Source organism: Catenulispora pinistramenti (assembly GCF_018274385.1).
In the GTDB taxonomy this organism is placed as follows: domain Bacteria; phylum Actinomycetota; class Actinomycetes; order Streptomycetales; family Catenulisporaceae; genus Catenulispora; species Catenulispora pinistramenti.
The window spans coordinates 62942-87632 of the sequence record NZ_JAAFYZ010000010.1 but is presented as its reverse complement, the minus strand read 5'-3'; the positions used below and the strand labels follow the sequence as shown (position 1 = coordinate 87632).

General features: G+C 68.5%; 29 protein-coding genes. 8 read left to right on the top strand and 21 right to left on the bottom strand.

The window, feature by feature from the left end; translation table 11 throughout:
- Nucleotides 1-10 precede the first annotated feature (10 nt).
- From KGQ19_RS05010 to KGQ19_RS04915, 20 genes are all read right to left on the bottom strand, one after another.
- On the bottom strand, nt 11-949 hold the full coding sequence (locus KGQ19_RS05010) for a Mom family adenine methylcarbamoylation protein (RefSeq protein ID WP_212007872.1): 939 nt from the start codon (nt 947-949) through the stop codon (nt 11-13).
- Nucleotides 946-2796, bottom strand: coding sequence for a hypothetical protein (locus tag KGQ19_RS05005; protein ID WP_212007871.1), 1851 nt, complete (start codon nt 2794-2796; stop codon nt 946-948). The genes KGQ19_RS05010 and KGQ19_RS05005 overlap by 4 nt, the downstream gene beginning before the upstream one ends.
- Before the next feature lie 47 nt (nt 2797-2843).
- A complete protein-coding gene (locus KGQ19_RS05000) occupies nt 2844-4613 on the bottom strand; it encodes a DUF7715 family protein (RefSeq protein ID WP_212007870.1) in 1770 nt (589 codons plus the stop codon).
- Entirely contained in the window at nt 4559-5032 is a 474-nt protein-coding gene (locus tag KGQ19_RS04995) for a hypothetical protein (protein WP_212007869.1), read from the bottom strand. Before KGQ19_RS04995 ends, KGQ19_RS05000 begins: the two co-directional genes overlap by 55 nt.
- The gene (locus KGQ19_RS04990; protein ID WP_212007868.1) at nt 5029-5448 is read right to left on the bottom strand and encodes a hypothetical protein; all 420 of its coding nucleotides are present in this window, start codon (nt 5446-5448) and stop codon (nt 5029-5031) included. Before KGQ19_RS04990 ends, KGQ19_RS04995 begins: the two co-directional genes overlap by 4 nt.
- Before the next feature lie 17 nt (nt 5449-5465).
- On the bottom strand, nt 5466-6275 hold the full coding sequence (locus KGQ19_RS04985; protein WP_212007867.1) for a hypothetical protein: 810 nt from the start codon (nt 6273-6275) through the stop codon (nt 5466-5468).
- 65 nt (nt 6276-6340) lie between these two features.
- A complete protein-coding gene (locus KGQ19_RS04980; RefSeq protein ID WP_212007866.1) occupies nt 6341-8080 on the bottom strand; it encodes a DNA polymerase III subunit beta in 1740 nt (579 codons plus the stop codon).
- Nucleotides 8081-8122: 42 nt separating this feature from the next.
- Complete coding sequence (locus KGQ19_RS04975) at nt 8123-8707, bottom strand: hypothetical protein (protein ID WP_212007865.1); 585 nt, start codon at nt 8705-8707, stop codon at nt 8123-8125.
- A gap of 171 nt (nt 8708-8878) precedes the next feature.
- A complete protein-coding gene (locus KGQ19_RS51720) occupies nt 8879-10867 on the bottom strand; it encodes a DUF932 domain-containing protein (protein ID WP_212007864.1) in 1989 nt (662 codons plus the stop codon).
- Nucleotides 10860-11351, bottom strand: coding sequence for a hypothetical protein (locus KGQ19_RS04965; protein WP_212007863.1), 492 nt, complete (start codon nt 11349-11351; stop codon nt 10860-10862). The genes KGQ19_RS51720 and KGQ19_RS04965 overlap by 8 nt, the downstream gene beginning before the upstream one ends.
- Entirely contained in the window at nt 11348-11662 is a 315-nt protein-coding gene (locus KGQ19_RS04960; RefSeq protein WP_212007862.1) for a hypothetical protein, read from the bottom strand. The genes KGQ19_RS04965 and KGQ19_RS04960 overlap by 4 nt, the downstream gene beginning before the upstream one ends.
- 115 nt (nt 11663-11777) lie before the next feature.
- A complete protein-coding gene (locus KGQ19_RS04955) occupies nt 11778-12212 on the bottom strand; it encodes a hypothetical protein (protein ID WP_212007861.1) in 435 nt (144 codons plus the stop codon).
- Nucleotides 12213-12321: 109 nt separating this feature from the next.
- Nucleotides 12322-12630: a hypothetical protein gene (locus KGQ19_RS04950; protein ID WP_212007860.1), complete on the bottom strand. Its 309-nt coding sequence runs from the start codon at nt 12628-12630 to the stop codon at nt 12322-12324.
- A 49-nt stretch (nt 12631-12679) separates the two neighbouring features.
- Complete coding sequence (locus KGQ19_RS04945) at nt 12680-12988, bottom strand: hypothetical protein (RefSeq protein WP_212007859.1); 309 nt, start codon at nt 12986-12988, stop codon at nt 12680-12682.
- Nucleotides 12989-13072: 84 nt separating this feature from the next.
- Complete coding sequence (locus tag KGQ19_RS04940; RefSeq protein WP_212007858.1) at nt 13073-13729, bottom strand: hypothetical protein; 657 nt, start codon at nt 13727-13729, stop codon at nt 13073-13075.
- Nucleotides 13730-13771: 42 nt separating this feature from the next.
- Nucleotides 13772-13933: a hypothetical protein gene (locus KGQ19_RS04935; protein WP_212007857.1), complete on the bottom strand. Its 162-nt coding sequence runs from the start codon at nt 13931-13933 to the stop codon at nt 13772-13774.
- A gap of 185 nt (nt 13934-14118) precedes the next feature.
- On the bottom strand, nt 14119-14517 hold the full coding sequence (locus KGQ19_RS04930; RefSeq protein WP_212007856.1) for a hypothetical protein: 399 nt from the start codon (nt 14515-14517) through the stop codon (nt 14119-14121).
- A gap of 168 nt (nt 14518-14685) precedes the next feature.
- A complete protein-coding gene (locus tag KGQ19_RS04925; protein ID WP_212007855.1) occupies nt 14686-14862 on the bottom strand; it encodes a hypothetical protein in 177 nt (58 codons plus the stop codon).
- Nucleotides 14859-15257 (bottom strand): DUF6197 family protein, encoded by a 399-nt coding sequence (locus KGQ19_RS04920; protein ID WP_212007854.1) that lies wholly within the window; start codon nt 15255-15257, stop codon nt 14859-14861. The genes KGQ19_RS04925 and KGQ19_RS04920 overlap by 4 nt, the downstream gene beginning before the upstream one ends.
- Nucleotides 15258-15901: 644 nt before the next feature.
- Nucleotides 15902-16342, bottom strand: a complete 441-nt coding sequence (locus tag KGQ19_RS04915; protein WP_212007853.1) for a hypothetical protein — start codon at nt 16340-16342, stop codon at nt 15902-15904.
- 614 nt (nt 16343-16956) lie between these two features.
- Between KGQ19_RS04915 and KGQ19_RS04910 the strand changes: the two genes are divergently transcribed.
- From KGQ19_RS04910 to KGQ19_RS04880, 7 genes are all read left to right on the top strand, one after another.
- A complete protein-coding gene (locus KGQ19_RS04910; protein WP_307856345.1) occupies nt 16957-17283 on the top strand; it encodes a WhiB family transcriptional regulator in 327 nt (108 codons plus the stop codon).
- A gap of 424 nt (nt 17284-17707) precedes the next feature.
- Complete coding sequence (locus tag KGQ19_RS04905) at nt 17708-18199, top strand: hypothetical protein (protein WP_212007852.1); 492 nt, start codon at nt 17708-17710, stop codon at nt 18197-18199.
- Nucleotides 18196-18438, top strand: coding sequence for a hypothetical protein (locus KGQ19_RS04900; RefSeq protein ID WP_212007851.1), 243 nt, complete (start codon nt 18196-18198; stop codon nt 18436-18438). Before KGQ19_RS04905 ends, KGQ19_RS04900 begins: the two co-directional genes overlap by 4 nt.
- 17 nt (nt 18439-18455) lie before the next feature.
- Complete coding sequence (locus tag KGQ19_RS04895; RefSeq protein ID WP_212007850.1) at nt 18456-19778, top strand: terminase large subunit domain-containing protein; 1323 nt, start codon at nt 18456-18458, stop codon at nt 19776-19778.
- Between the two features lie 147 nt (nt 19779-19925).
- Nucleotides 19926-21356 carry a phage portal protein gene (locus tag KGQ19_RS04890; RefSeq protein ID WP_212007849.1) on the top strand — a complete coding sequence of 477 codons (1431 nt, stop codon included), beginning with the start codon at nt 19926-19928 and terminating at the stop codon, nt 21354-21356.
- Nucleotides 21357-21880: 524 nt separating this feature from the next.
- Nucleotides 21881-22078: a hypothetical protein gene (locus KGQ19_RS04885; RefSeq protein WP_212007848.1), complete on the top strand. Its 198-nt coding sequence runs from the start codon at nt 21881-21883 to the stop codon at nt 22076-22078.
- Nucleotides 22079-22096: 18 nt separating this feature from the next.
- On the top strand, nt 22097-22486 hold the full coding sequence (locus KGQ19_RS04880) for a hypothetical protein (RefSeq protein WP_212007847.1): 390 nt from the start codon (nt 22097-22099) through the stop codon (nt 22484-22486).
- A gap of 4 nt (nt 22487-22490) precedes the next feature.
- Here the strand turns inward: KGQ19_RS04880 and KGQ19_RS04875 are convergent, their stop codons facing one another.
- Nucleotides 22491-22760 (bottom strand): DUF8825 domain-containing protein, encoded by a 270-nt coding sequence (locus KGQ19_RS04875; protein ID WP_212007846.1) that lies wholly within the window; start codon nt 22758-22760, stop codon nt 22491-22493.
- 75 nt (nt 22761-22835) lie between these two features.
- Between KGQ19_RS04875 and KGQ19_RS04870 the strand changes: the two genes are divergently transcribed.
- A complete protein-coding gene (locus tag KGQ19_RS04870; protein WP_212007845.1) occupies nt 22836-24680 on the top strand; it encodes a hypothetical protein in 1845 nt (614 codons plus the stop codon).
- Nucleotides 24681-24691 lie beyond the last annotated feature (11 nt).

The following is a 24691-nucleotide window of genomic DNA, read 5'->3' as shown; positions in this document are numbered from 1 at the left end:
GTCCTTTGCCTCAAGGGCGCCCTCGGCACCAGGGCGCGCCGGGGAGGCAGGTCGGTTTCGGGTACGGCATGGCCGGAAGCGCGATGCGCATGCGGCGCCGGAAGCGGGCGGCGGTGGCCATGACGAAGCGGTGGTTGCCGGGGTGGGCGATCGGCGTCGCGCCGATGGAGACCAGAGCGTCGCGGATCCATGCGCCGGGATCGGGCCCGATGCGGGCTGGCGCTCCTAGGGCGATCAGGCGGCGCTCAACAGCGGTATGTCCGCGCTCGGCGCGGCGTATCTTCGACACTGCCCGCGCGGGCAGGCTAGTGCCGTCCGGCAGCATGATCACGGTGCGGGCGGTGCCTTGGCCGGTGTACACGGCGTTCGAGGCCTGATAGATGATCCCCGCGTGGCCGGGCATAACCATCCGGTCGCCGACGGTGCGCGGGATCGGGTCGGAGAAGGCCACGATGCCGCGCACGTCGCGGGCTGCCAGGTGCTCGAAGCAGCGCGCGAGAAACCAGGACTCGATGTTGGCCGGAGCCACGCCGGGGGTGGCGCCGGGGTGCTGCGGGTCGCCGAGGATCACGAACCGGGACAGCTCCAGCGTCTGGACGTAGGGTTCCCAGTCCGGCAGCGGGTTGGTCAGGACCTTCTTGCTCATCGGGATCCCGAACACCGCCACCCCGATCAGGTTCGGGGTGCCGCCTGCGGTGTGGAACAGGCCCAGTCGGTAGCGGTCGACGACCCAGGAGGCGGCGTAGTGGTGGGTGGCGACGAAGCCGCGGGCGGTGGCCACGTCGACCGGTTCCACGCTGTAGTGCTCGGAGCGGAACCCGCCAGCCGAGCGGGGCACGAAGGAGTGCCGACCGTGCCGCCACCGCTGGCACCAGCCCTCCGGCAGGACCAACTCGGCGGCGTGGCGTGGCGGTGCCCGACCGGCGCGGTCTGCAACCCGTGGATTCACCCGAGCTCTGCGATCCAGCCGAGGACTTCCTCGACGATGTCGGAGTGCTCAGGGTCTTCGCAGTAGTCTTCGTCGTCGCATCCCCGAATGCAGCTGCCGCCTCCGTAGGACTCCCAAATGGCGGCGGCCAACGTGCTGTCGTCCGGGTGCTCGGCGGCGTAGCCGGTGGCGTTGACGACCAGGTTCAACAGGTCATCCACCGCCCCCTCGTACACGTCGAGTTCTTCCTTGAGCCAGTCCACTGCGGTGTTCACGGCCTGCACTGCCCTCAAGCTGACGTCAGCGCCGGTGGTCGTGGTCAGGTGGCCGGTCAGCAGTGCGATCACGTCCAGGGTGGACATGGCCGAGCCGGTGATTTCGCCCTCGTCGCCCTCGTCGGTGTCGCTGTAGCGAACCACCATCCACTGACGGCCCGCGACGACGTTCCTGTCTTCGCTGGCGGTGATCCCGAAGTAGAAGCCGTGGGGCGTGGATACGTGCACGACCATGCAGAACCCACCGGTCTGGTCGACGTCGTGGTCGATGCCGGCGGCCCGCAGCGCGGAGCTGATCGGGTCCAGGCCCTGATCGGTGGCGGCCCACCGGCAGGCGGCGCCGTAGCCGGTGTGCTCGGCGAGCCAGGCTTCGAAGTCGGCCCTGCCTTCGGCTTCGTCCTGGGAGGTTGGCCGCCCGGCAGCCAGGCGGGCCCGGCGTACAGCGACCGGATCCACCGTGTCCTCGATGAGCGCCGCAGCCATGATGCGGGCGGCCGGGTAGGAGTGCATCACGTGCTCGATGACCGTATGCGCCTTGCGGCGCAGCTCCAGCGGCCACTGATGCAGCCGCGCCACCTGATCGGCAGCCCATTCCACTGCGGTTTCGGCGCTGGCCGGGCGGGCATCGAATAGCGACCCGAGATCCAGGGTGTGCACCTGCTGGACGGGTCCGTGGGTGTGGCTGAGGATTTCGTCGTCGGGTTGGCGAACGTTCAGAACGAACACCGGCTCGGGGCCGCGCCAGGCGGCCAGCCCTTTGGATGCGGCGGAGATGGCGTTGGCCATGCTCTCCAGCACCTTGCGTACGCTCTGGCCGACGTCCGGCTGCGGCTGGCCGGTGCCGTCGCCGGCGAAGTCGGCGGCGAGGAAGTCCAGACAGATACTGACGCCGGGCGCTGGGTGCGGCAGGGCGATTGCGCCGCCTTCGCTGCTGCCGGGGTTATCGTCGGTGAAGAACCAGGTGCCTCTCGGAAGCAGCCCGGTCTCGACGGCGGCGTGGTGGATGTCGAACAGGTCTCCGCCGTTCACGATCGGCAGCTGCCCGCCAGGCTCGATGCCGAGGCGTTTCACCAGGGCGGTGATGTGTGCCTCGGTGTAGACCGGGACGGTGCCGCTCAGCAGCATCTCGCCGATCGGGTCGGCGGCGACGATCGGCAGCGTGGCGCCGGGGTGCCATGGCCCGATCCGGGCCCAGTCGTCCAGCGGCATCCACAGCAGCAGGTCGCGCCCGGCGAACCAGTGCAGCGAGGAATCGGCCATGTCGAACAGGAAGGTGCACTCCCGATCAAAGACGTCCTCGCCGGTGCGGGTGACGTCGATGTCTGCGGTGTAGGCGACGCCGACGCCCGGCACGTCCAGGTAGTGCTCGTCGCCGATGTATGCGGCGGTCTGCACAGGGTTCGGGTTCAGCAGTGCCCAGCCAGCGGTGTGCTTGAGCAGCACGGTGCGCATCTGGCGCAGGTCGCGGAAGAACGTGTCGTGGAAGACGGTCCGCAGCAGCGGGATCTGCCGGTCGGCACGCCCGTCGAAGTCGAGATAGATGCCGGTAGTGGATTCGCCGTCGCGGAAGGCGACGACCGAGCGGGTACTCACGAAGGCGGCTCCGGGGAAGCGGTGATGGGACAGGACGCTGGTCGGGTCTAGGCGGCGAGGCGCACACTGACGTCGGTGTCCTGGTCGACGATGTTGCGGTCCTCGTCGAAGGCGTCCCACGCTGCGTTCATGGCGCCGTCCTCATCGACGGCTTCGACGGTGTATTCGTGGTCTCGGCGCATGCTGACCCGCACCGTCCACTGTTTCGGCTCGTCGTCTTCGGGTGCCGGAGTCGGCGGTGGTGCAGTGGGCGGGGCGGAAGCGAGAGGTCGGCGGCGGTAGCGGCGGTGGGTCCGGCCCAGCACGGCCGCGAGTGGGAAGCGCTCGGCCAGGGCCAGCATCTCCTCGGCCAGCTGCGCCACGCCAGCGGCGTCGGCGCCGTCGGTCGCGCCGCTCTCGGCCTTGGCCAAGACCCGCAGCAATTCTTCGCGACTGATCGGCACCTCGGCCACCTCGAACGTGGTGGTGCGCTCCAGGGAGTCCACGCCCATCAGGGAGTAGGTGCATCCGCAGGCGCCGAACGGCTGCGGATGCAGGCAGGGCCCGGGATACACGATCTCCCCAGGCAGGGTGCGGCAGAAGTCGTAGGCTTCCCGGCCCTGGGTGGCTGAGGTGGCCACCAGAAGCCGCAGCACCGGCGCCTCGGCCGGCTTCGGCTCGGGCTGTGTGTCGGGTCCGCGGGTCTCGGCGTGGAAGTGAATTAGCCCGGTGTCCAGTAGCCCGACCGGATCCATGGCCGTGCCGTGGGCGTAGTGCAGCAGGTCAGCAATCATGTCGGAGATGTGCTGACCCCAATCCGGCGTGGACAGCTCCTCGGTGTGGTCGAGCTGCTGGTAGTGCTCGATGAGGGCTTCGGCACGACGAACGGGGGCTGGGACGGCATGCAGCAGGGGCCAGCCGTCGGCGGCGTCCCACTCGAACCGCATCCGGTAGTCGTCGGCGTCCACGCCGAGGGCTTTGATCAGTTCGGTGCGCACCCTGCCTGCGGCATTGTGGGCGGCCACGGCAGCCTCGTTGCCGACGTCTCGGATCTGGAAGAGATAGCAGTCGGCCGCCTTCAGCAGTGGCCACTGGTCCACATCCAGGCGGTGGTGGAAGTACGGCGGCGGGTCCTCATCGGTGTCGGCGGCGAGGCTGGCGGCCGTGTAGTTGGCGTCGGTGAGTACCTGGCCGACGTCGTCCGGCTCGACCCCGTTGGCCAGGTCGAGGTCGCAGATGGCGGTGGTCAGGGCCCGGATGTGCGCGGTACCGAGGATGATCGGGATGGTGTCTGCTCCTTCCGTGGGCGGGCGGCCGGGAGAAAGGGCACGTCGGGCCCGCAACTGCATCACGTGCAGGACAGCGTCCCGGGCAGGGACGGCCGGGGCTTCCGACCGGCCGATGTCCATGTCGGCGACGTCCAGACCGAAATCTCGGGCTACCTCAAGCCGGTGGAACTCGGCTACGAGGGTGGTGGCGATCCGTGCCTGCTCGGCCGCTGGGCGCATGTCGCGCCAAGCCTGCCCCGGCGTGTCGTCCGGCCAGGCCGGGGCGCCGGGAAAGGAGTGGCGGGGGACGTGTACGACGTCGGGCCGGATCGCAGGGTCGAAGCCGGAGCGCCACACCGGCCCGTCGCGGTTGTCGATGCGGAACCCGACGATCCGCAGCTCATGGCTGGCGGCATGGTAGGCCAGCGCGAGCGCGCGGGCGGTGCGTTCGTCGGCGGCGTGCATCACGTAGGTGTAGGGGGCTTCGCCGTCATGGCGTTCGGGACCGGCAACGGTCACGGTGAACACCGGCGGCTGCGCCGACGCGGCCGGTACGTAGTCACGGGCCATCGGCGGCCTCCGCTGGTGCGGCCAGGATGTTCTCGGTGCCGGTGGTCTTGTGCAAGCGGGGTCTCCAGGTTGCGGGCAGTCAGCGGGATCTGGACTTCGACCAGGTCGGCGCGGCGCAGCGGGTGCAGCCGGCAGTACAGGGAGCCGGTGGCCACTGTGCGTTCCTCGTCCACGTACAGCACCAGCACCCACTCATCGGTTTCAGTGTCGAAGAACGTCGCCGCCGTGGGTGTGGGCGTGCCGATATCGAACCCGGCCAGGTCGCCGGCGGTGAACACCACGCCCGATCTCTCGACGCGATCTGCGTCGGTGTAGACGGCACGCAGGGCGCGCCACCGGTCCCGGATTCGGATCGTGTCGTCGGCAATCAGGTCGGCGGGCCGCACCAGACCGGTAGTCCACAGCATCCGCGCTGTCACGGCTGTGCCTTTCCGGTGCGGGTCCGGTCATCGAGGGCGTGGCGGCGGATCCGCTCGGCGATCTGCTCGGCGCCGGTGGTCCGGTTTTCGGCGTAGAACAGCCAGCGTCCGACGCCCGGGTTCAGCCCGAGCAGGTGGGCGGCGGCGCTGTAGGCGTTGGTGGTGCCGATGCCAGGCACAGAATCGGCGTGGATCCACCGGGTCCACTGCTTGTGGCAGCCTCGGGCGTGGCTGACGCCGTACCGGCTCCAGTCGAATCGGCCGCCGGCAGCGGTGATGATGGCCCCGGGCAGGCTGTGGGTGGTCATGGAGTGGGTGCCCCGCCTCCAGCGGATCACCGGAAACATCGGGTCGTAGCGTTCGGGATCGGCGCGTATCGCTTCCAGCGCGGTATCCAGCAGTGTGGCGTTGAACATGGTGGGCTCCGAGGTGTTCAGTATTCGAGGGCTTCGATCACCCAGCGGGTCAGTACCGACGCGTCCAAGGCCTCCAAGCCGTTGCGCTGAACCCATGGAGCGGGCCTGGTGACGAGGTTGTGTAGCGCTGGCCGGTGACCCGGCCGCATTAGCGCCACGGAGACGGTGCGCTGTGAACGCGCCTCGGACAGGTCTAGGAGCGCGGTTTTGATACCGGCCTCGAAGGCGGAGTGCGCGGCGTACTCGTCGGCGTAGGTGCAGATCTGGTGCCGCCACAGTTCGTGGTGCAGCGGGGTGTTCGACGCCTCGAAGCTGTTGATGTCGCGGCCGGGCAGCTCCCACCAGCAGATCAGGACGGCATCCGGCATCCGTGGTGGTGCCGGTATGTCGGGCCAAGGCTCCTGGTGCAGCAGGTCTGTGACGGCGAACCAGCCCATGGCGTTGTCCACACCACCGAGCACGGCCAGGATCTCGTCTGGCCTCAGGCCGGCGTCGCGGGCGGCCCGGATCGCGGCCCGCTCGGCGGCGTTGCCGGCACGCCGGGCAGCCTGGGCGGCCACCAGGTCGTGGACCAGACGCGGCCTGCCAGAGGGGGTACCGTCGTCGGTGTTGGAGTCGGGCTCGGCGATCCAGCCTTGGCAGCGGGCGCAGGCCAGCCCCTCCCCGTCGCCGTGGTTGGCGGTGTGTTCGTAGATCTCCCCGAACCGGTCGTCGGCCTCGGGGGCGGCCCTGTCCAGGCACCGCAGCAGGTACGGCACGGTGAGCAGGGCCGGGTTGGGGTTGGCCGCAGGCAGTACGTCCGAGAAATCGGTGAGGATCGCCTGCACCAAGCAGGGCTGGCACAGGTTCAGCCACTCGTCGTCCGCGGTGGTGTAGCGGTAGCCGATGGGTGTTACGGCAGGTCACCACCTTCACGGCCTGATTCGGCGGTCACGGCGGCGCACGCGGCACAGTCCGGGCCGCAGCTGGCCGGGGCGGTTCGGGCCCAGGTGATGAATGCCTCGGTCTCGGCGATGATCTCGTTCATGTCCTGGGTGCCGCGTTCCTCAAGCCAGTCCGCGGACTCGGCGTCGACGCCCGCCCGCAGCATCGCGATCGTGCCTCGGGCGTCGCGCTGTTCCCGGTGGGCGGCGGCGACGGCCCGGCCAAGACAGGAGGTGCCGACGCTCGCCATGAACGCCGCTCTCTGCTGGTCCTCCTGCTGTCCGCTGGTGGGCTGCTGGGCATCCGTGGCCGGGACCTGCTGGTGCTCAGACGCGGCTGGCTCCGGTTCAGGGGCGGCGTCCTGGCCGGGGGTGCGCAGCGGCATCATCAGGTAGCGGTAGCCGTCGTAGTCGTCGGCGGTCAGGTTGTGGTGGCCGGTGAGCACGGCCGGTTTGGACGCGATGGTGAAACCGAAGCGGACGTACTGCGTGCCCAGGGTCTTCAGCCCGTCGATGAGGTAGGCGGGATTGAACGACGCCACCAGCGGCGTCTGGCCGGGCCAGGCCGCGGCGACGGTTTCGCAGGACTGCGCCTCGTCACCGGCTCCGGCCTCCAGGAGTACGGCGGTGCCGTCGAAGCTGAGCCGGATCGGCGAGGTGCGGTCGGCGACCAGAGCGACCCTTTCGACGCCGGCCAGCAGGGCCTTGGTGTCTGCGACCGCGCCAGTGTTTTGCGTCGGGAACAGGGATCGGTATCTGACGTACTCGCCGCTCAGGCAGCGGCCGGTGGTGTGCTGCTCTCCGAAGGCCAGCCCGGCGAGCCCGGCACGATGCTCGGCCGCGATCCGCAGCTTGGTGCGCTGCTCGGCGACCTCCCGTGCCTTCACCACGTCCGGGTGGCCGTGCCACATCCGAGACTCCAGCTCGGCCAAGACCTGAAGTGCCTTGGCTTCGGCTGCGATCTCGTCGCTGGCGTCAGGCTGCCAGGTCAAGCGTAGGTCGCCAACGGTCTTGGCCCAGCGCTTGGCGACCGTCTTAAGGAGCTTCGTGGGCAGCAGCGCTGTCCACGGTTCGGCGTCCGGGTCGTCGGGGATCCACGGGACCTCGGCGGTGGCCAGCCGGAACCGGTCGGTCCCGGCCAGTGTCAGCGTCTTGCCCACACCGGTGATCTGGATGCCGGTCAGCATCGGGATCGTGTCCTCACTCGCTGCCGAGATGATGACCCGTTTGATGGCGGCCACCAGCGCCGGGGCGTCGACCCAGCCGCCGCCCGGTGGGATGGCGGGCAGCTGCGGATAGTCCTCGACCGGCAGGGTCTGGAGGGTGTAGCGGGTGGGCCCGGCCTGCACGATCGGCTGGGAGCCGTCGGCGACCAGGGCGACGCGGTCGGCGTCCAGCTTCTTCAGCAGGTCCGGCAGCAGTTTGCCATGGACCAGCACCCTGCCCGGCGTGGTTGTTTCGGCCGGGATCCGATCCCGGGTCGCGTGGTTGTAGTCCCATGCGGACAGCGTCAGGTGGCCGTCGGCGGCTTCGAGCAGGATCCCGGCCAGCACCGGGGCGGCCGGTCGGATCGGCAAGCTGGCGGAGACACCGCTACCTGCCTCCAGCAGGGCCTTGCGATCGACGTTCGTGTTGAACCGTGGTGGGCTATCAGCGATGGCCGCGGCCTGTTCGGCTGCGGGCGCCACGGCATCGACGGTAGTGGTCAAGCAGGGTCCTCCGTATCGGATGGTGCCTGTCGGGGATGCTGGTCAGGCGGTCTGCCCGGCGTACAGAGGTGGCGGTGTCTGCGGTGTGCTCACCCGCCGGTCCTTTGCGGCCAACTCGTCGCCGACCTTGATGTAGTAGGCGGTGTTGTCCACCGTTGTGCGTGCACCGATCAGGTCCTGCTCGACCTCGACCGCCAGACGGGCCTGCTCGGCGGGTTCATTGCCGTAGGTTGCCCGGGTGTAGAGCTGCTGGTCTTCGACGAGGTCGGCCATCAGGGAGCTGATGATCTCTAGCTTGGCCGCCGGGTCGTTGATGCTCTGCCACAGCCGGGTGATCGCGTCGCCGGGCGGTTGCGGTGCGGGCAGTGTCGGGCGTGGGCCGTAGTACTGCTCGATGAGGCGGCGCAGATCGGCCAACGAGTTGAACTCGTCGAACAGGGCGAGGGCACGGCCGCTGTCCAGGCCCAGCAGTGTCATCGCCACCGACGCCACCTCATCGGTGTCCAGGCTGAGTGCTTCGGGCGCATATGGCTGGAGCTGCCGGTCGGGGATATCGATGGCGACCCGTCCGGACGGCAGCAGGGTGCCTCCTGCCAGGACGGCGGTCCAGCCGGCGAAGCAGGCCACGGTGCCGCAGCCCCGGCCGTCGCCGCGTTCGGATACCCAGCTCCACTGGTCGTGGGATCGGGGGTTGTTCTCGATGTGGTCCAGGACAGTCCAGGCCAGCGCGCCGTCACGCAGACCGGTGACGTAGATCGGGGTGTGGATAGCGGAGATGACTTGCTCCTTCGGTATAGGTCAGGCGGCGATGGCGTACAGGCGCTGCTGTCCCAGCGGCCGGTCCAGGACCTTGGTGAGCAGCTTGATGGTCCCGGTATCCAGGGAGTCGACCTCGCCGTTGACGGCGCGCAGCATGTTCCGGTCCGCTCGGGTGCCGCCGCGCACGCTCTGCGAGTGGTGAGCCCAGGTGTTGACGGCCTGCACTACGCCCCAGCCGGTGCCGTTCCACGGCGCCACGCGCTCGTCTGCCTTGTACAGCCCGGTGATCTGCTCGCGCTTGTTCTCGGCCTTGGTGATGGTGCCCTTGTCCGCGTCCTTGTCGGGCAGCGGCGCCCAGGCGTCGACGAACTTGGAGAACTCGGTCGGACTAACCGGGGTGGCCAGAAGCTGGCGCACCTCGGCCTCGAAGTCGGCGGCTGCGCTGACGACCAGGTCCAGGGCGGAGCGTGCCTTGATGACGTTGCCCAGAGAATTCTTGGAGTGCTTGACCTTGATCTGGTGGCCGAGTTCGGCCAGCCCGGCGGCCATGGTGTTGTCGCAGACCACGTTGATGATGCCGCGCTTATAGGTGGAGGACAGCGACCCGTTGAAGCTGGTGGCGGCCAGCAGATTGGGACGGAACACCACGCCGGTGCCATCGATGTGGAAGCTGTCCGGGACCTCCACCTGCACCCAGGCCACGGCGCCGTCCTTGAGCAGACCGGCCGATCCGATGCGCAGCTCGTCGTCGAGCAGCAGGGAGATGTTGTCCAGCAGCCACTGGTTGTACGGGTGCGGCTTGTATCCGTCGGTGAACAGTCCCAGCAAGGCCTCGGTGTCGGAGCGGACGATGGCCTGCCGGTCGGTGGCCCGCACGGTCTTGCCGGTGGTGGGGTGCTCCAGCAGGACGTTCCACTGCTCAGCCTCCCAGTGGAACAGGCGGCGGCGCACGTCCTCGATCGGGATCGCGCCCGGGTAGTGGTTGGGTTCCCCGCCCTGGTGCTCGGCCCGGTAGTGCCAGGCGTGGCCGCGCTGTTCGGTGAACCCGATCAGGGTGTTGGTGTTCAGGTGCTCCAGTGTTTCCTTCGACATGGCGTGATCACTTTCTTCTCGGCAGCGGAGGGGAGCCGACAGCCCGGTGGCTTCGGCGGCCGGGACGGGGCGTTCGGCCCACGGCCCGGTGCGGATCATCAGGGTGATCACGTCGCGGGCGGAGGTGCGCATGCCGTCGTCGAACCACTGCCGGTCGACGGCGTCGCCTGCGGCGTCGGTCCATCGCAGGTGCCAGTCCACGCCCCAAGTGCGGTCAGCGTGGCCGATGCTGACGCAGCAGCAGCCGGTACCGCCATGGCAATCCTTGGCCGCATCGGGCCGCTCCCATCTGGGCAGCGCCAGCAGATGCGGCGGCACAGTCGTTCCCGCCCACGCGCTGAACTCGTGCTCGGAACCACCGGGGCGGACCTGGTAGCCGATCTGCCAGGCGTAGTCCCGGCCGGCGAACCTGGCCGTGCCCCGCTCCCACCGGTTGGTCGCAGTGGTCGAGGCTTGCTCGGGATCGGTGACAAGCACAACCTGCTCTGGCGCGGCGATGATGCGACCGGTGACCGGATCCAGCCCGGTCTCATCCGGCAGCCCGGCGGCCCTATTCGCCTCGAAGAGACAGAACACACAGCTGCGCGGGCCGTGGTCGGGGAACCACACCGGGACGGCGAGTTCGGGATGTGCGGCGGCGTAGCTGGCCTGCACCTTGCGGCCGTCGAGCACGATCTGGTGCCGGAAGTAGTCGGACTCGGCATCCTCGCGGTCGTCGTACCGGGCATGGGCCTCGGCCCACTGCGGTGTGATCCGCCGGAACGCGGCTACCGTGTAAGCGACGCCGGAGATCGGATGAATCTCGAAGGCTTCGGCACCGTTCAGAAGGTTCAGGGCGCAGCGCAGGACCGCCCGCTCCTCCTCGCAGCGGGCGGACAGGATGCCCAGTCGCAGAGTCCGGCGGACGCGCTCGGTCTCCTCGTCGGTCTCAGGCACGGCTGCCGCCGGGGTAGAAGGCGACGGGGCCCTGCACCGTTTGTACGGCCCCGCCGGTGGTGGTGCAGTAGGTGACGCTGACGTTGTAGAAGCCGCGCGGCGGGGCCCACGAGTCCATGGCGTCGCAGAACCGGCCGTCGAAGTACTCCGGGGTGCGGCCGGTCTCGGTGTTGCTGGCCCCAGGCACCGGGATCACCTGGCCGCGCACGACGTGGTTGAGCTGCACCGTGCACGAGCGAACCCGACCCGAAGCGTGGTTGATCTGTTCGCCGGGCCCGAAGCCGGTCATGCCCTCGCCGCCGAACGTACCTTCCGGCAGCGGCCCGTCGCAGGCGTCGGATTCGACCCCGCGGAACCAGTAGGCGGCGACGTGTGCCGAACGGCACGAGTACGGGTTGGTGACGGGCTGCGCGGTTGGCGTCGGTGAATACGCGCCGGTGGCGGCGGCCAGCAGCCAGGCGGCGGTGCTGCGCAGGAGGCTCATCCCAGCCACCCCTGCCGCCGCAGCCAAGCCCCGAGCAGCACCAGCGCCGAGACACCCGACGCGGTAGCGATGCGCACGGTGCCGTGGAGTTGCAACAGCGCCCACACCCCGGCGCCGGCGAGATAGACACCTGCTGTCGTCAGCAGCAACCACACCGGGCCCAGAGAGTGGGGCGTCCGCCGCGCCTTCAGCACGGCGCGCCGCGCGGCCTTCAGTGCAGCCAGCGGGCCCGGGACGGGAGGCGTGGTCTCGGGTTCCGGCGAGTTCGGCACGGGGGCCGAGCTCTCGTTGTCGTCGGGCTGGTCAGGCATCAGCGGCTCCGATCACGGCGATGGTGGAGGAACACAGGGGCCGGGAACACCGGGCGGCCCGGACCGGTCAGGGCGATGGCTGGTCCGGGCCGGGCGGTGCGTCAGCCCACCGGGATCACGGTGTGGCGGGGGCTATCACCACTGCCGGGTTCGGGTGCCCCGGCGCTATCACTCGCACGATCTTGATGATGTTGGGGTAGGACCCGAGGCTGTCGTGGCGGGCGCCGCGTATCTCGACCTCGTACACCCCGCCGTACATCAACTGGTCGAACAGCCCCTGCGAGTTCAACTTGTGTGCGGTGATTTCGTCGTGGTCGGCGAATATCCCGGCGTCGCTGACGATCGTGTAGGTGCAGGACGGGGGCGTGGCGGCGGTGCAGTCGGCCCGTTTGTCCTGAACGGTGATCGTGACCGTGGCCTGGGTGGCGGCCCGGTGCTGCTGTATCGCCTTGTAGCCCAGGGCGATAGCAGCGAGTGTCAGGATCACGGTGGCCACGACGATCAGACCTATGATCCAGCGTTGTCTGCGGGTGATCGGTTCCTCGGCCAAGGATTCTCCCGTGCCTGGTGCGGATCCGTGCCGGCTGGCACGCGGCGCCGCCCCGACCCAGGCCGGGGTGACGCCGCGCGTCTGCGGACCGGACACTGGGCGCGCCGGGTTAGGCGATCTGGATCGGGTCGCCGCCGCGCCAGTCGGTTTCGGTGTTGGCGCGGCCCAGCTCGCGGTCGAAGTACAGCTCTGCGACGAGCCCGTCCGGCACGTGCAGCTTGTGCCGGGTCAAGGCGAGTAGGAAGTACACCAGGGAGGAGCACTCCTCGTGCTCCCGACCCAGATACACCGGCTCGGCCAAGGAGTCGTCGGACGGCTCGATCGTCAGGTAGTAGGTCAGCATCTGGGTGTCCCAGCCGACCAAGGTCTCAGTGCCGGGCTCGGCACCGTCGGGGCTGGGCAGCATGTGACGGCTCACGGCCGTCCTCCTTTCGTTCGCGGACTACGCGGCAGTGCTGCGCGGGTGGTCAGGTGATCGAGCTTGGTTCGCCGGACCGCCAGTCCAGTTGCGGGGCGTTGGCTGTCGAGGCGGCCAGTTTCTCCAGACGCAGCCGGGCCACCAGCACGACCGGGATGCAGATCCCCGCGTCGGCGAGGATCGAGGCCAGCCAGTCAGCGCGCGGGATCTCCTCGGCTGCACCACCGGCTACCGGCTTACGCACGCCATCCGAGAATTCGAAGTCACAGAAGTACGTCCGTAGCTCCGGATCCCACCCGACCACGGTCACGGCGTCGGGGTGTTCGTGGATCGAGTTCGCTATCAGGTGGCGGCTCACATACCGTCCTCTCTGAACACAGGGCGGAAACGCCGACAGGCCGCGCGGAATGCGCGGCCTGTTGAGGCGTCGAGACGAAGGGCTTCAGAACGTGGCGGGCTCGGCCTTCACCGCGACGTGGTTGATCCGCTTCAGGGGGACCAGCTCGGAGGTCTCCTCAACCAGCTCGTCCTCCTCCTCCGACTCCTCCGCGACCGGCGTGTCCAGCAGTTCCTGCACGATGCGGGCCGCAAGGCCCAGCTTGGTCAGCGTCGACACGGCCTTCTTCGACTCGCCCTTGAACACCGTGTCCAGCGCCGTCGCCAGCAGGTACGTCACCGACTCCCACATCTGCTCGGCCTTGGCCGCGACCGACTCCAGACGGGTCTCCGGGTCGACCGCCGCCTTGCCGCGCGCCGGCTTGCGGATCTCTCGGCCGTACCCGTTGAACGCGGACTCGACCAGGTCGTCCAGCTCCTGGGCCAGATCCGGGCCGGGCTCGGTCTCTGCCAGGATCGCCACCACCGCCCGCTTGTCGCCGATCTTCACCAGCGACAGGACCCGGGACAGCGACGGCACCACCTCAGCCAGGGAGTCGGTGTCGTCCAGGAGGGTCTGGATCCGGCGGATGGTCTGGTAGCTGCTGAGCCCGCCGTCGGCGACGAGGGTGATCTCCAGGTTCTTCACGGACGCGGCCATGTTCTCTCCCTTGATGGTGGTGGTGTTCTTCGACTTGCGGCGGAACCAGGTACGGAGCCCCATGTCACGGCTCCCTTCGGCAGCAGGCGGATATCGGGACCGGGCTCACAGGTCCTCGACCTCGGACAGGTCGGAGATCGTGGCGATCTGCTCGCCGTCCTCGGTGTCGCGCACCACGAACCCGGACGAACCCGGGGTGATCACGTAGCGGCGGCGGCCGTCGGTAGCGGTCCAGAACAGTCGGGAGGTGTGGATCTCGATGGACATGGCGGAGCAGCCCCTTCAGATGGGAATCAGACTTCAGATGTGCGCGGGCCTGGCCGGACCGGCCTCCCTTTGCGCAAAACAGCGGCGACCCCGCAGGGCCGTCAGCGCCCCGACCGCCATGACAGCGGCAGGGCCACGGGATTCAAAAGGCGGCTCCCGCCAGCCGCACAACCCCCCGGGCTGCGTCAGCGCGCGCCGAGGTCCTTCATGAACGGCCGCACAGCGGACACACCCTCGGTACGCTCCAGCGCCGGGTCCCACGGTGACCCCAGCGGGCCGAACCCGCCCGCCTTCATCACGTCGCGCCGCGCCCTGGCCCACGCCACTGTCTGGGTGTCCTCGTTCCACACACACGGCGGGCACGCCGGACCGCCCATCACACCGTGCGAACACGGCTTGCGGCCAGTAGAGGCGATGAGGGCCGCTGCGGCATCCATCAGTGCCATGTGGGCGTCGGCAACCAGCTTGACGTCGGCCTCGGTTGCCTGGCGTGTCGCGAACTCCTGCCGCAGCCGCCCAAGCTGCCCGCCGAGCCGATCCGATGCCGCAGTACGCGCGGCCCGAAGGTCAGCCATCTGCGCCATGCGATCGATCCAGGACGACTCCACGGCTATGCGCGGTCGAACCTCCATGAACCAGACCCCTGATCTGTGATAAGAGATGGAAAAGCCCCGTCCTTGCCGGTTGCGTCGGCACGGGCGGGGCGTTACTGATCTGTCACGCCACAAGGCGTGTCACCACGGCGACACGGCCTATCGGGACGGCGAAGTGTCGCCGATCGTCGTGGTGACGGACGCCGGGGGCGCAGACGGGTCGTTGACGATCCCGTGGCCGGACAACAGCACGACCAGTCCGATCGCGCCCAGCACGGCGACCAGTGCGAACGCGCCGAAGAAGACACGGTCCTCGTTGTTGTCGTAGCCGCTCACGCGGGCACCAGCGCACAGGTGTCGGCGAGCGCTTCGGTCGGTGTCGGCCGCCACGCGGCCGCGCTGCGCAGCAACTCCGCGACCTGATCGGCGGTGCGTCCGGGTTCGTCGTTCCACTTCGGCAGGGTGTAGCCGGTGTGGTGGATCCACATGTAGTCGTTGATGCGATCGATGACCGCGTTGTACCGGTCCGACGACCAGCGGTTGGGGCTGGGCGTGCCGGAGATGACGATGTGGATGGTGCCGAGACCGCACACGCGGCAGTCCTTGAGCGGGATCTTGTCCTGATCGGCCTGTTCGTAGTCGTACAGGCTGCCCTGGTTCAGGCCGTTGCGGAGGATGACTCGCGCGGCGTGCTCCAGGTCGGAATCGACCTGGGCGGAGAGGTCGGCCATGTGGCCTCCTTGTCGGTGGCGTGCACCGCAGTCGGTTGTGTGGGATCCCCGCGCCAAGTCCGGCGCGGGTTCGCATCCGGGCACGGGTTCGCACCGTGCTTCCGCGCCGCCACCGGGAGATGGGTGGCGGGGCGGCTCACCGGTCCCACACGGGCCGGTGCCGGACATCCTCGGCCGGTGCCCGTCCTCTACAACGGGCAGGCACAGACCGATGGGAATTCCCTTATTGGCCGCTTACGCGGACCGTGGATAGCAGGGTGGACAGACCGGCTCCCGACCGTCTGCCGCTGGGGTCACCCTCCGAGGCTTAGCTCCCCTGCATCCACACGCGAATTCGCTCGCGCAGCCTTCTATGACCTCCGACACCCGAGGGTGTGCGGTGGTGTCTCCCGGTGCTCCGCAGCACAGGGGAGATCGTTAGTCGTCCACGTCTGGCAGCCGTGGGCGGGTTCCCGACCGATGCCGGACCCGTGAACACGCCTTCCCGTCGGTAGCGGGCGGCGACGTCCATAGCCGGGCGAGGCGTACGGCGCATGGGGTGTGAAGTTTTGGGGTCGGCGGTCAGACCGCCGCGCCAGCCACCCGACCGCGATGGGGGTCGGGGGGTTCGCGCGGCGACCCGTCACCGGGCCACGCTGATGGGGCTACTGGTTCGCGCCGGTGGCGAACCATTTCCGATCCGCACCGACCGTGTCCATCACCTGTGTAAAGGACTGCGGCGCGGGAGCCATCGGCACGGCGCGCGCCGGTTGGATCGTGCGCACCGCAGCCGTCACCTGTGCGTCCGCCCGCTTGCGCCTGCCTCCGCTGTACGGGGTGAAGCGCGGTCCGGACAGTTGCCACGCCACCTGGCGGTTAGCGCGTTCGTCCCGCTGGCGCTCCCGCTTGACCCGCAGCGCACCCGCAAGGCGCGGGTCCGTCGAGTACACGAACCGGTGCGCCGTCTTGCCCGGGATCCCGCTTGCGGTTCCGGCGGTGCGTGCCTTCACCCGCTCCAGCTGGGCCGCCCGCTCTTGTGCGAGCCGCGCCAGCGTTGCGGCCTTCCGTTCCGCCGCCCGTTCGGGCGAGGTATCCGGTTCCTCCACCGTCCCGCCTCCCTTCCGTCCTGCCGTTCCCCGCCGGTCCGTCCGGCGGCATGGAGAACGTTAGGTTTCAGCATGGAGGTCGTCAAGCTTTGCAGCTCAGAATGCTTATCGCGCGCCGCCGCGAGTCCGCTTCCACGTCACTCCCGTGCAGCGCTCCGAGTGCCGTCCGTGAGTCCGAAGCAAGATCAAAGAGCGTGCGAGGCAGGGGACTGATATGCCCTGTCACCAGCGCGAATCAAGATCGCTGACGCTCATTTGATCTTCTTCTTGTTATTAGGGGGTTTATGGATGGTGCCGGCTCCCGGGATTTTTGACCCCCTGGAGATCAATTTATAAGGACCTTGATTTAACAGCGTCTTGTCTGACCTGCGAAGAATCGTTTGTGCTCGTTCTCCGCGCTCCGTACCCTCTTGATCGGCGGGCATCGGTGTGCTCAGATGCGCACGACCGCCCATCTATCCCCGGCCCGACCGGCCGCGGCGACATCCCCGCCACACCTAGTTCTGGCCCCCGTGGCTCCCATGTGAGCGGCGGCCGGCAGAGGTCTGGCTCCCTGGTTCACCTCGCCCCGTGCTGCGGGGCGGTGCTTTGCGCTGTCCGGAAGGGATCAAGCGATGACGACGATGACGGCGCAGCCGCGGCTCGCGGCACTGATCGGCGAGCTTCCGGCGTGGATGTCCTACGGGGCGTGCCGCGATGAGGACCCGGACTTGTTCTTCGGCACCGACCCCGGGTTCGGCTGTTACGGCGAACGCAAAGCAGCGCGTGTTGCCCGGGAGAAGGCGGCGAAGGCCGTGTGTGCTGCCTGCCCAGTTCGCGAGTCCTGCCTGGAGTTCGCGATGGCGACTCCCGAGCACGACGGAGTCTGGGGCGGGCTGACTGACAAGGAGCGCAGACGGATGCGCCGGGCCACGCTTCGGAAACCCACACCCTCTACCTGACCAAGCCCACTGCGAGCCCAGATCCCCCGGGTTCTCCCAGACCGCCGGCCGCCGGATGTCTCGGCGCGAGCGGCCATGCCCGCGTGAACCCCTAATCGCAGCGGCAGGCCCACGCCCACCCCGCCCCCTCGGGAACACATGCGGCGGCCGGCACACCACAACTTCATACACAACTGAATCAGGGACCTGACGTGACTGGGACTCCCACGTCTCCAACCGGCACCCCGCAGCCGGTCAGGGGATGCAGCGCACCGGCCTGCACTAACCCGGCCACGCTCCAGTGGCAACGACTGGCCACTCCCGCCGAGCTGACAGCAATCACCTTGGCGAACGGTGAGACCAGCGCCTGCATCGCCGTGTTCGGCTGTAGCCAGCACGCCCTGGGCCTGCCAGCAGCGGCCGTGATCCACAATGCCAACTGCCCATGGCCCGCGCCGTGTACCTGCCCCGGCGTGGTGGTACGGACATGACCGGCGGCAAGCGCTCGTCCCGCGCCCGCGCCACCCACGCCCAGGTTGCCGAGCGCCGCGCCAAAGCCGTACGGATGAAGGTGTCCGGCGCCCGCCTGGAGGACATCGCCAACGCCCTGGGTTACGGCAGCGCCAACCACGTCAGCGTCGACATCCGCCGGGCGCTGGCGGCGAACGTACGTGAACAGAGTGCGGCCACCGAGGAGTACATCGCGATCGAGCAGCTGCGCCTGGACGAGCTGCTGTACGCGGTGTGGGAGGAGGCGATGGCCGGATCCCCCCGGCATGTGGAGCTGGGGGTGCGCATCGTGGAGGCCCGCCGCCGGCTGTTCCCGCAGCAGCAGGTGGTCGCGCTGACCACGGTCGAGTCCGAGATCCTGCGGCTGGAGAACGAGTTGGCCACCCGCCAGCTCGCCGTCGGCGGTGAGATCGAGGAGTCGGGGTGACCCGGCCCGCTGGCCGGCGAAGCCAGGAGACCCTGGAGTCAGTAAAGCTCCAACGGCTGCACCGGCTGCGGCAGCTCCAAGAAGAGATAGACGCGGCCAGGGCCCGCGAGGCCGCCGGCCGTGATGTTTTCGCCGCGTTGGACTACGTCCCCACCGCCAGGCAACAGGAGTTCCACGACGCGACCGAGTTCGACGTGTTGCTGGGAGGTAGCGCTGGCGGGGGAAAACGCGTGCCCTGATCTCTGAGGGGATCAGGGTGTGCATCCGCTATCCGGGAATCAGGCTCGGCGCGTTTCGGAGAACGTACGGGGAGCTGAAGGAAAGCCTGCTCGCGGAGTTGGCGAACTACTCCTACGCTCAGGCACTCGGCGGGGTGTGGAACGGCTCGGAGTTCGAGCTGCGGTTCCCGAACAAGAGCGTGGTGATGTTCCGCTACGCCGAGACGATCCTTGACGCGACCCGTCGCCAAGGCGGCCAGTACCAGCTGCTCCTTTTCGACGAACGGACGTTGACGCCGCCGGACGTGATCGCGTTCCTGGAGTCCCGTCTACGCTCCGGGCGCGCAGACATCCCTGTGCTGGGTATCCGCTCCGGCTCCAACCCCGGTGGCCCCGGGCACCTGGCGGTCAAGACGCGCTACGTCGACGCCACGAACTACGGCAAGCGTGTCGTGAAGGACGTGCGTGGGCGCACGGTCCGGTTCATCCCCTCCGGTGTTACCGACAACCCGCACCTGAACAGCGAGTACGTCGACGACCTGAAGGCGTTGCCGGACAAGTTGCGCAAAGCATTCCTGGAGGGCGACTGGAACTCTTTCGCCGGGCAGGCGTTCGACTTCCGGGTTGATCGGCACGTCATCGCCCCGATCGCCATCCCCGAGTCTTGGCGCCGGTACAACGGCATCGACTGGGGCTTCGCCAAGCCCTACTGCGTGTTGTGGGGTGCGGTCGATGAGGACGGCCGTGTCTATATATACAGAGAGCACTACGGCCCCGGCGTCGGCGAGGGCGAGCAGGCGCAGCGGCTCGCCGCGGCCGAGACGGAGATGGAAGTCGTCGTCGCCCGGTATGCCGATGACGCGATGTGGGCGACCCGCGGCGACGCCAAGCCGATCGCCGACGTCTACGCCGCCAATGGGGTGCATCTCACCCCGGCCGGCAAGGGCAAGGGCTCCCGGGTCACCGGGTGGCAGCGGGTCCGTTCCTATCTGGCCGAGGGGCCGGCGTGTCCGCACCACCGGGCGCTCGGCTGGGAGACCTGCCCGCTGCTGCACGTCTTCGACGTCTGCGAGAACTTGGTCCGCACGCTGCCGGCGTTGCCGCACGCGACCACCGGCGACCCGGAGGACATCGACACCGACGCTGAGGACCACGCCGCCGACGCTCTGCGCTACATGCTGATCAACCTCGGTGCGGGCCCGGAGTTCGTGATTTTCGATACCGCGACCTCCGAGGTCGTCCCGGCTGTGATCGGCGCCTTCGGGTACCGGCTGCCGGAGTATGAGCCTTCGCCGTGGTGGGAGCAGCCCGCTCCCCCCGACGGTGGGGACCAGGACCACGACCAGCAGTGGTGGCCCTGACACAACTGAATACACAACTGAATACAGACGGGCGGCGACGCCGTGGGTCTACGTGCCGCATTGCGCCGCCGCCCAAGTAAAGACATTGTCTACACGCCAACACAGGTTGAGCGCAGGGGCTTCGAATACGGGATCCCCGACACCGGGTTGACCGAGTACGACCAGGGCATCGGCGCATCCGGCCCGGCCGACCGCCGTACCACTCTCAAAACGCTGCACGACGCGTACGTGGCCTGCCCGTGGGCGTTCTCCGCCGTCAACGCCATCGTCCGCACCATAACCGCCGGTGGCCTGGTCACCGACTGGGACACCGACACCGGACAGGGCGACCAGCCCCAGCCAGCCAAGCCAGCGAACGTCTTGGCGCTGGAGCGGATGCTCGCCTGGTGCAACCAGCGCGACGACATCCGGCAGGTGATGCGCGGCGTCATCGTCGACCTGCTCGTCTACGGCGACGCCTACCTGGAGTTGGTGTGGGTCGGCGATCAGCCGGTCGCCATCTACAACTTGGACTGCCCCAGCATCTATCCGATCGCTGACGCCCACGGCTTCATCACCGGATACGTACAGGTCACCGAGTATGGGCAGCGCGCGGAGTTCGAGGCACGCGAGGTCATCCACATCCCCTACGACAGCTTGCGGACCGGGGTGTTCGGGTTGTCCCCGACGCAGGCGGCGATGTTGCCTGTCACGTGCTGGCTTTTCGCCGCCGGGAATTCCAAGCAGGTCTTCAGGAGAGGCAACCCGCCCACGGTCCACGTGGACATGCCGGCCGGGATGTCCTCCTCTGACGTGCGTCGCTGGGATGCGATGTACGCCCAGCGCAACTTGGGCACCGACAACGTCGGCCGCCCGATCATCACCAAGGGCGGCGCCCACGTCCAGGAACTGGCCCCGGCCCGAATCGTCGACGCCATCTCCTTCCTGGACCAGAAGCGCGACGAAATCCTCGCGGTCTACGGCGTCCCACCGGCGAAGGGCGGTGTCATCGAGGCAGGCCACTTGGGTGCCGGCACCGGCGAGGCGCAGGACAGAACCTTCCGCGTCAACACTTGCGCGCCGATCGCCGAGATCGTCCTGGAAAAGATGAACTTCCACCTGGTCAGGAACGGCTTCAAGATCGACGGGTGGCGGTTGAAGTTCGGCGACATCGACTGGCGGGACTCCCGCGTCGTGGAGGACATCCGCGACTCCCGACTGCGCAACGGCTCCTGGACCTTGAACAGATACAGGGCCGAGATCGGGGAACCCCCGGTGCCCGGCGGCGACGCCGCGGTCCTGGTCGACCGCCAGAACCTGGTCCTGTGGAAAGACATCGCCGTCATGTCCGAGGCGATGGTCCTGGCCAAACGCGCCCCCGGCGTCGCAGCACAGGACCCGACCATCTCCGCCAACCCCGCCGCCGACCTCAACGGCGGCCAGGCCAAACCACTCACCGGCATGGGCCAGACCGAAGAGTCCGAGTACACGCCACCCTGGGCGCAGGCGATCCTGGCGGGCCTGGCTGACTTGTCGAAGGCGCTCACTGCCCTGGCCGATGCTGAGGCAAGCGCCGAAGTGTCGGCGATGCAGACGTAGACTCGTTGACTGTAGTCAGCGACTGAGGCCCTGGGCGTACCGGTGAGCTGCTGCACTTGGGCTTGCTATCAGGATCTGCGGGATCCGGATTGCCCCATAACAATGACGGCACCTGATGATAGGCTCCCTGACAAGAATTACTTGACAAAGGCAACGCCGCAGGAGAAAAGAATGCTGGGGCGTGCAGCGTCTTCCACGGCGTTCATATGCCACATGACTGGCATCCCGGAGCCGCCATGGCCGAGTCTGGGCGCTGTCCAAAAGCGGCGACGCCGCCCGCGAGATGCAATCGCGGGCGGCGTCGCTTGTCAACGTTGCTTGTAGTAGACGGTGACCCCTAGCCCAGCGAGCTGGATAATCAACGTCAAGACTCGGATCTGCTTGTCGCGGATCTTCCTCTTCATGACTACAACCTTCCTCTTCGATGGACCCCCCGGGGAGATCGATCGACGCGAGGATGCGTTGACGGCTACAGCGTAGCAGGGTCAGGATGCCAAACTCGGCCTGCTTGGAGGATTTCAGAATTGACGATTACGACCCGTGATGTCGAATACGTACATGCGACTGCCGAGGCCTGCAACAATGCAAGATCAACTAGTTCTCGGGGGACTGAATCGGCCTACGAAGTCGATGAAATTTTGGCGCTGGAGCCGTCCATGCTGCCGTCCCATCCGCTGCGCGCGGACGACGTGACCTGTTTCCTGCCCAAGCTGATCGGCTGAGCCGAGAAGGGACGCCTCGTGTCCAACCCGGTGTACGCACCCAATGCCACAACGCTGTTCAACTCGGCGGTCAACGGGTTCGAGGGCTTCGCCGCTGGATCGGTAGCCTCGGGCAGGGTCGATCTGTCCGCCAGCACCGACGTGCTGCTGGCCGTCACCGTCCCGGCAGGTGCCCTGTCCGGCACCAACCCGGCCATCACGGTGCAGCTGGACGGCATCGACCCGGCCGGCAACACGATCCCGGCAATGGTGAAGACTGCCGCGATCACCGCTGCCGGCACCTACACCGTTTCCGGCGGCCTGCACAGCTCCGGACTGGTGCTGCCCGCGACCGGGCAGCTCACCGTCACAATGACCGGAGCTGGCGCTGCGGCGGTCGGCATCGAGATCTCCGTGACCGGCCGGTAGTCGCTCAGGCGGAATCGAGCGCTCTCGCCGCTGCGTTCACCCTCTGGTCGGCCTGGTAGCGGTTGGCCTGTGTCGCCCACCATGGGTGCGCGTACAGACCCGTCGTGATCCTCGACCGTTCGGCACGGGCCGCAGACAACTCGGCATTCATCGCCGCCTGCACCTCCGGATCCGTGCTGTCAGGCCGGTCAGCCAGCTCCGCGCACTGCTTGTCGGCGGCCCAGAACGACCGCTTCAGCTGCACCAGGTCATCGGGAACGTCATCATCGGCCACAGCCGATCATGCTACGCCACCTAGTTGGTTCCGAAGACGCAGGTCAAACCACAACTTCATATCGAGGAGCCCGGCGTGGCCAAGCCGCCGCTGGCGCGTATCACCGGTGTCGCGATCGCCCCCGGTGTCTCGCGCAACAACCGCCTGTACACCAGCCAGAACATCGGCCGCCTGGTGGAGCGCGCCAACACCCGCATCAACAGCGGAGACGCGCCGGTCACCATGCGCACCCACCACGGCGCGGGGGATGACTCGACCCGCATCGTCGGCCGGGTCACCCGTATCTGGCAGGACGAGACCGGCGCCGCCCGCTACGAAGGCGAGATCGCCGACGCCGGGCACGGACCCACCATCGCTGGACTGCTGCCCACGTCCGAGTCCGACACGTCGGCGGCGCTGCGCGGGGTGAGCATCCGGGGCCGCTGGGCCGCGCCGCCGCGCAAGACCACCACGGAGAACGGTACGCAGGTGGAGACCGCCGATGATCTGGAGATCGACGGCCTGGACTTCACTGCGAACCCCGGGGTTTCCGGCGCGCACGCCGTGGTCGTGTCCGCTACCGACGTACCGAACGTTCCGCCAACGCCCCCGAACTCCGGCAAGTCCTGGGAGACCAGTGTGGAGTTCGGGATCGTAGAGTCTGCGCCTGATGCGGAGTTCGTCGAGACCGCCGACGCCGCGGAACCGGTGCCGGCCGCGGCCGGGCGCGCGCCAGTCACGTATGCCGACCGTGGTGACTACCTGCCCGGCGGTGCCAAGCGGTTTCCGCTGGACACACTTGAGCACGCCAAAGCCGCCTGGTTCGCGCTACGCGAGACCGACACCGCCCGGCAGTACAGCGCCGCGCAGCTCAAGCGGGTCCGCGGCCGGACCGCCAAGGCACTGACCGAGTTCGGCGTCTACAGCGACCCGGCGGCCGGTTGGCTGATCGAGGCACCGACCCGCGACGTCGTCGAGGACATGGGCGACGGAACCCCAGGCTTCGGCGGCGCCTACCGGATCTGCCTGACCAACGGCCCGACCCAGGTGTCGGTGTCCTGCTACCAGCTGGACCCGCACGACCTGGATGCAGTCGGGCGCGCCGCCATGACCGGCGCCATCGCGGCGATCAAAGCGATCGACCCGGACCTGGACGCCGACATCGACATCCCGGATGCCGGCGCCGAGTCTGCACCGGCCGCGCCTGCTGTCGAGACTGCGGCGCCCGAGCCGCCCGCCCCTTCCACCGCGCCGAACCCGGCGTCGGACACCCCTGACCCCGTACACGTAGAGGACGATGCTGTGGCCGAGGAGCCGACAAACCCGACCGCCGGTTCCGCGCCGGCCGACACCGTACCTGCCGCCGCCGTGGCCCCGGCCGCCGCTGAGCCGGACAAGCTCGACAAGCTGACCGACATGATCGGCAAGTTGGTCGCCGCGATCGCCCCCGCTGCCCCGGCCGCCGCCCCGGTACCGGTCGAGACGGCCCCGGCCGCGCCGGTGGCCGAGGCCGCCGCCGCGTCGACCGCCGCCCAGTTGGCCGCGCTGGCGGGACTTGTCCAGAGCCCGGCTGGCGCTGCCGCCGTGGCACAGGCCGCGGCGGCCCAGACCGCTGCGATGCAGGCGCAGGCCGCCGCCGCACCCGCGCCGGTCGCCGAGACCGAAGACCAGCGCATCGCGCGCCTGGTCTCCGAACAGGTCGCCGTCCGCGTGCAGGACCTGGTCGAGTCCGGGCAGCTCGGCGGCGGGCGCAAGGGCCTGACCGCGACCGCGCCGACCGCTGTCCCGGGCGCTCCTCCCGGTGCGGCCCTCAACGAGAACGGGCTGCCGGAAGGCTGGCCGAACAAGCCGCTGCACGAGTACAGCGAGCAGGAATTCAGCCGCTACGCGTTCCCGCAGTTGGAGAACTACGTCCTGAACGGACGCGTCCCGCGCGCCTGAACGCAGGCCTG